The organism is uncultured Aquabacterium sp. (assembly GCF_947366995.1).
GTDB lineage: Bacteria > Pseudomonadota > Gammaproteobacteria > Burkholderiales > Burkholderiaceae_C > Aquabacterium.
Genome location: NZ_CANBCC010000048.1, coordinates 24081 through 30151, shown reverse-complemented (window position 1 = coordinate 30151; position 6071 = coordinate 24081). Strand labels below are relative to the sequence as shown.

The following is a 6071-nucleotide window of genomic DNA, read 5'->3' as shown; positions in this document are numbered from 1 at the left end:
TGCCGGAACCTCGGCACGGTAGAACTCGTCGGGGATCTGGATCAGCAGACCGGCACCGTCACCCATCAGCGGGTCGGCACCCACGGCACCACGGTGGTCGATGTTTTCCAGGATCTGCAGACCTTGCTGCACGATGCTGTGCGCCTTCAGGCCCTTGATGTGCGCCACGAAGCCGACGCCACATGCGTCGTGCTCGGCATTGGCATACATGCCATGTTCGGCGGCTGCCTGGATTTCTTGGGCGGTGGCCGTGAGGTTCACGGCAGCGTCAGTGGGGAACATCGTTCCCGAAGTCGCCTGAGACATGGGGGCGCTCCAGAGTGAGTGTGACAAAACAACACGGGGAGAGTGGAGGATAACCCGAAGCGCCGAGCGTCACAAGCAGTAATAAATAGGGTCAGATCCCAATTAAAAAGTGACCGTCGAATTGGGTCTCGAAAATTAGGGACAGATCAACCGCCAGCCGATGTGGCGGCCAACGCCGTTTTCCTCGGGCGCCCCCGGGGACGCGGCCGCACGGGCCGCCCGGCCAGTTGCTGCAGTGCCAGCTGCTTGGCTTCGTCTACCAGCGCCCATCCCTTGTGCATGGCATCAGCGAGGCGTTGACACTCGGCCTCTGAAAGCCCTTCTTCCAAGCGGCGGCGCCAGGCCGCCTCGCGCTCGAACGGCGTGTTGCCCAGCGCCCAGAACAGGGCATGGTCGGCGACCAGTGGGTCCGTCATGAGGCCGAGGTGGTGGCGGGCACTTGACCATCGCTCGTCGTCTTCGCGGTGCACCAGCCCGGCGCGCACGCCGTGCTGCTCGACAAAGACCATGGCGGGCAGCAAGAACTGCACCGGATCCAGCACCGCTGCCCGGAAGCGCCCGGACCACAGTCCGCCATGGCGGCCGTGACGCCGGTTGTAAGCCGCGACATACCGCCGGCCCAATGCCTGCATTGTCAGACTGAGGCTGTCCTCCTGCATCGGGGTGGCGAGCAGATGCAGGTGGTCGGGACACAACGCGTAGGCATGCACGGCCAGCCCGTGGAGGCGGGCCGCTTCGCGCAGCGCGCCGAGCAGCGCCGCACGGTCGGTGTCGTCCCGGGCCAGCAACTGCCCTTCGTGCACACGCTGCACCACCAGATGGGGCCAGCCGGCCACACCAAGCCGAGGCAACCGGGCCATATGAACGCTCTCCGGAGTGGATCTGTCCCCATTATCCACGGTGACGTCTTCGATGCACAGGGCCCCCATTCACGGGGCTCATACGGCCGTTTGAGGAGTTCCCCGCCTGTGCAGCCCCGCCCAGCCTCTCTACCCTTCGCCACGTCGGGCGTTGCACAGCCCGCGTCCAACGGCTTTCTGACCCCCCGGAGCTCTGCACACATGGCCACCTTGTCTTCGTCCCCCTTGAGCGCGGTGGCCGCCACACACCTGTCATCCTGGCTGGGCCACCTCGGGGTCAGCCCGGCCGCGTTCGACGACACGCTGGGTTGGCTCAATCCGCTGTGGACCGTGCACCGACTGCATGCCCGCGTGGTGCACCGCCGAGCCGAAACGGCGACCGCCACGACCTTCGAACTGCAGGCCGGACCAGGCTTTCACGGACTCCGGGCGGGGCACCATGTGATGGTGGGCGTCGAGATCGCAGGCGCATTCCACCGGAGGGCCTACTCGCCGCGGGCGGTGCCGGGACATCCCCAGCGCTTCGCCATCACCGTCCAGCGGCAGGCCGGTGGCCTGGTGTCCAATCATCTGCACGACCGCATCCAGGTGGGGCACCACGTGACCGTCAGCGCCCCGGACGGCGCGTTCACACTGCCCGCTGCCACGCCCCCGCGGCTCTTGCTGATCGGGGGCGGCAGCGGCATCACGCCGTTGATGGCGATGCTGCAGCACCTGCACCGTGAAGCCCCGGCCACCCGCGTGACGCTGATCTACTTTGCGCGCAGCCGGGCGGAGCGCATCTATGCCGAAGCGCTCGACGATCTGGCCCGGCAATGGCCCGCCTTCCGCTATGTGCCCGTCGACTCGACCGCGCACACAGCAGCCGGCGGGAGGGAGCCCGCTGCCGCACCGGCCCTGCTGGACGAAGCCCTGCTGTCGCGGGTGGCGCCAGACTGGGCCCGCACCCCCACCTGGTGCTGCGGCCCTGCCCCGCTGATGGCGGCGGCACGCACGCTGTGGCAGCAGGCTGGGCAAGCCGGGCAGTTGCACCTCGAGGCCTTCGGGCCCGTGCGCGCCGAGGGCGGCGCAACGACCCGCCACGCCGTGCACATCCGGCGCGCGCCGCACACCCACCGGTTTGAGGCGCCGGGCCACACCACGCTGCTGGAAGCCAGCGAGCAGGCCGGCCTGCGGCTCAAGCACGGCTGCCGGCAGGGCCTGTGCCATGAATGCACATGCCGCCTGCACAGCGGCGCCGTGCGCGACCTGCACAGCGGATCCCGGATCGACGGCGAAGGCCAGGCGATCCGGCTGTGCGTCAGCAGCGCCCTCACCGACCTCCAGCTTGAGTCGCTGGGTTGAGAGACCCGCCCCCAACACCATGACCCACTCCTCCTCCTCCACCGTGCAGATCGGTCCGCGCACCCCGGCCGAAATGGCCGCGTTCCAGCGTGAACTGGACGCGATCGGCGACGACACCCGGCGCACGCTGGGCGAGCGCGATGCGCGCTACATCCGCGGCATCCTGACGCTGGTGCGCGTCACCGAGTTGCTGGGCCGCGCGCTGCTGGCGATCGGCCCCTTCCCGCCCACCTGGCTGCTGGGCACGGCCCTGCTCGGCATCAGCAAGGTGATCGACAACATGGAGTTGGGTCACAACGTGATGCATGGCCAGTTCAACTTCATGAACGACCCGCGCTTCCAGGGCGACACCTTCGACTGGGACAACACCTGCCCGAAGGAGGAGTGGCGCCACTCGCACAACTACACCCATCACACCTGGACCAACGTGATTGGCAAAGACCGCGACTTCGGCTACGGCCTGCTGCGCCTGTCGAGCGACCTGCGCTGGAGCTGGCTCCACCTTTTCCAGTTGCTGCTGACCCTGCTGCTGGCGGCCTTCTTCCAGTGGTTCGTGGCCATTCACGACCTGCAGATGGACAAGGTCGTCATCGGGCGCAAGAAGTGGGCGGAATGTCGGCCACAGTGGCTGCTGGTGCGGGCCAAGATGTGGCGCATCGTCAAGCGGGACTACGTGGTGTGGCCGCTGGTGGGCGCGGCCATCGGTGGGGCCACGACGGGCGACGCGCTGGGTTTCGGGCTGGCCGTCCTGGCCGGCAATGCGGGCGCCAACCTGATCCGCAACCTGTGGGCGTGGGCCATCATCTTCTGCGGGCACTTCACGGAAGAGATCTACACGTTCACGCGAGAATCGGTGGAGGGCGAAAGCCGCGGGCAGTGGTATCTGCGCCAGATCCTCGGGTCCAGCAACATCAACGGCAGCCCCCTGCTGCACCTGATGAGCGGCAACCTGTCGCACCAGGTGGAGCACCACCTGTTCCCTGACATCCCGGCCAACCGCTACGCCGAGATGGCCCCACGCGTACAGGCCGTGTGCGCACGCTACGGTGTGCCGTATCACACCGGCAGCTTTGGGCGGCAGTTGTGGACGGTGCTCAAGCGCATCGCTCGCTACAGCCTTCCGGGCGGCCCCCAGCGGGCAGTTCACATTGCCCTGAAGCCGATCGCGGCCGAGTGAACGGGGCTTGGGGCGTCGCCAACAGGGCGCCCTCAGGTCAAACCAGGAAAGGCGCGGCCATTGGCCCGCCTTTCTGCCTTTCCGGCCCCCTCTGACGGGAAAAGGCCCGGCATCACCCCCCTTCAAATCGCTTTTGTCAGGTTTTTTCTGACACGGCACGCAGTCCTCAGCCGACGCGGCTTACAGCGCCGCTCCTATTCAGAAATCCGGCCCCGGTCACCAGAATCCATTCCATGCCGACACCCATCGGCGAAACAAGACCGACAAGCCCGCCTTCCAGAACCTTTAGGAGTCCAAGATGACCAACGAACAAGTCCTGATGGAAATCCGCGAAGCCAACCTGCAGTACCTGATGCTGGCTCAGAGCCTCATCCGCGCAGACCGCGAGCAGGCGCTGTTCCGCCTGGGCATCTCGGACGAGACCGCTTCGCTGCTGGCGCTCCTGACCCCCGCCCAGGTCCTCAAGGTGGCCTCGAGCAACACACTGATCTGCCGCATGCGCGTCGACGACGACCTGGTGTGGGCGCTGCTGACCAACCATGGCAAAGGCACGGCCAACGACGCCGTCAGCCGCCTGCATGCTTCCATCCTGATGGCCGGCCGCCACCAGGAAGCTGCCTGAGCTTCAGCCACCTCGACCGCCCCCGCCCACCGCCTGCAAGGAACCGCCATGCGCAACAAGAGCCTGCTGACCGAAGCCAAGCAGATCGAACGGGCCGTCACCCTCATCAAGCTGGGTGCCCGCCTGCAGGTGCTGGAATCGGAAACCGACATGTCGTATGAGCGCCTGCTGCGCCTGTACAAGGAAGTGGCGGGCAAGTCGCCCTCCAAAGGGCAGCTGCCTTTTTCCACCGACTGGTTCATGACCTGGCAGCCAACATCCACGCCAGCCTGTTCCTGAACATCCACGAATACCTGAACAAGGCCGCCGAGATCGATGACATCGACGCCATCATCAAGGCCTACCAGCTCTATCTGGAACAGACCGAGGTGCAGGGCCTGGAGCCGCTGCTGTCGGTGACCCGCGCCTGGCGCCTGGTCAAGTTCATCGACACGGGCATGCTGAGCCTGACGCGTTGCACGCAATGCGGCGGACACTTCGTCACCCACCCGCACGAGATGGCCCGCCACTTCGTGTGCGGCCTGTGCAACCCGCCGGCGAGGGCCGGCAAGGGCAAGGCCGCCGGCGGCATCCAGCTGCACTGACGTCGCCCCGGCGGTCAGCCCTCAAGTCTGCCGCCCACACGCCGATACCCCATCAGGCGGTTCGACAGCGAATCGCCCTTTGCTTGTCTCCTCTGGGCACGACCGAGGACGGACGTGCTCTTGGCGGGCCCGCTTCGGGCCCGCCTTTTTGCTTGGTGCAAACGCGGCGCGCTTGCCACCAGGTGAAACCTGAGCGGGATAAGCAGCGGGAGTGCGGCGCTGTTTCCGGCATCGGCCGCCACCCTGCTGACCGAAGATGCCGACATGACCAGTACCTGACCCACCACCATGTTCGTCGCGATCGGATACATCGTCTGCCTGGGCTGCATCTTCGGCGCCTACATCATCCACGGGGGCAACATGGGCGTGATCATTCACGCCATGCCGACCGAAATGATGGCCATCGGTGGGGGTGCCATTGGTGCTTTCCTGGTGAACAACCAGCCCAAGACCGTGAAGGCCGTGCTCGGGCAGTTCGGGCCCCTGTTCAAGGGCTCGAAGTACACCAAGGACCGCTACATGGAGCTCATGGCGATGCTCTATGAAGTGCTGCAGAAAATCCGCAAGGAGGGCCTGATGTCCATCGAGAAGGACGTCGAGGACCCGCACAACTCCGCTCTGTTCGGCAAGTACCCGACCGTCGGACACGACCACCACGTGATCGAGTTCGTGACCGACTACCTGCGCATGATGGTCTCGGGCAACCTGAACGCCCACGAGATCGAAACCCTGATGGACAACGAGATCGACACCCACCACCACGAGGGCCACGCGGCCTGCGCCGCGGTGGCGCGTCTGGCCGGCGCCCTGCCCGCCTTCGGCATCGTGGCCGCGGTGCTGGGTGTGGTGAACACCATGGGCTCGGTGGGCCAGCCCCCGGCCGTGCTGGGCGGCATGATCGGCTCGGCCCTCGTCGGCACCTTCCTGGGCATTCTGCTGGCCTACGGCGTGGTGGAGCCGCTGGGTGGCTTGATGGAGCAGAAGCTGGACGAAGGCACCAAGGAATTCCAGGTGGTGAAGACCGTGCTGCTGGCTTCGATGCAGGGCTACGCGCCCCAAGTGGCCATCGAGTTCGGCCGCAAGGTGCTGTACTCGACCGAGCGCCCCACCTTTGCCGAGCTCGAAACCCACGTGAAGAAGAAGTGATCCCGATCACGTCTTCTGCCTCCTCGCATACC

6 protein-coding genes and 1 pseudogene are annotated in these 6071 nt (G+C 66.2%); 5 read left to right on the top strand and 2 right to left on the bottom strand.

Features of this window, described 5'->3' with window-relative positions; genetic code table 11:
- Together Q0Z44_RS12785 and Q0Z44_RS12780 are read right to left on the bottom strand one after the other, a co-directional pair.
- Nucleotides 1–210, bottom strand: a 210-nt coding sequence (locus Q0Z44_RS12785) for a hypothetical protein (RefSeq protein ID WP_298013333.1), incomplete at its 3' end; no start/stop codon positions are given.
- Between the two features lie 242 nt (nucleotides 211–452).
- Entirely contained in the window at nucleotides 453–1166 is a 714-nt protein-coding gene (locus Q0Z44_RS12780; protein WP_298013322.1) for a transposase, read from the bottom strand.
- Nucleotides 1167–1367: 201 nt separating this feature from the next.
- Between Q0Z44_RS12780 and Q0Z44_RS12775 the strand changes: the two genes are divergently transcribed.
- From Q0Z44_RS12775 to motA, 5 genes and pseudogenes are all read left to right on the top strand, one after another.
- Nucleotides 1368–2510, top strand: coding sequence for a ferredoxin reductase (locus tag Q0Z44_RS12775; RefSeq protein WP_298013320.1), 1143 nt, complete (start codon nucleotides 1368–1370; stop codon nucleotides 2508–2510).
- A gap of 19 nt (nucleotides 2511–2529) precedes the next feature.
- Nucleotides 2530–3687, top strand: coding sequence for an acyl-CoA desaturase (locus Q0Z44_RS12770; protein WP_298013318.1), 1158 nt, complete (start codon nucleotides 2530–2532; stop codon nucleotides 3685–3687).
- A 298-nt stretch (nucleotides 3688–3985) separates the two neighbouring features.
- Nucleotides 3986–4309 (top strand): flagellar transcriptional regulator FlhD, encoded by a 324-nt coding sequence (gene flhD / locus Q0Z44_RS12765; RefSeq protein WP_298013315.1) that lies wholly within the window; start codon nucleotides 3986–3988, stop codon nucleotides 4307–4309.
- Between the two features lie 48 nt (nucleotides 4310–4357).
- A pseudogene (gene flhC, locus Q0Z44_RS12760) lies at nucleotides 4358–4893 on the top strand (flagellar transcriptional regulator FlhC).
- Nucleotides 4894–5181: 288 nt separating this feature from the next.
- On the top strand, nucleotides 5182–6039 hold the full coding sequence (gene motA / locus Q0Z44_RS12755) for a flagellar motor stator protein MotA (RefSeq protein ID WP_298013313.1): 858 nt from the start codon (nucleotides 5182–5184) through the stop codon (nucleotides 6037–6039).
- Nucleotides 6040–6071: the final 32 nt, after the last annotated feature.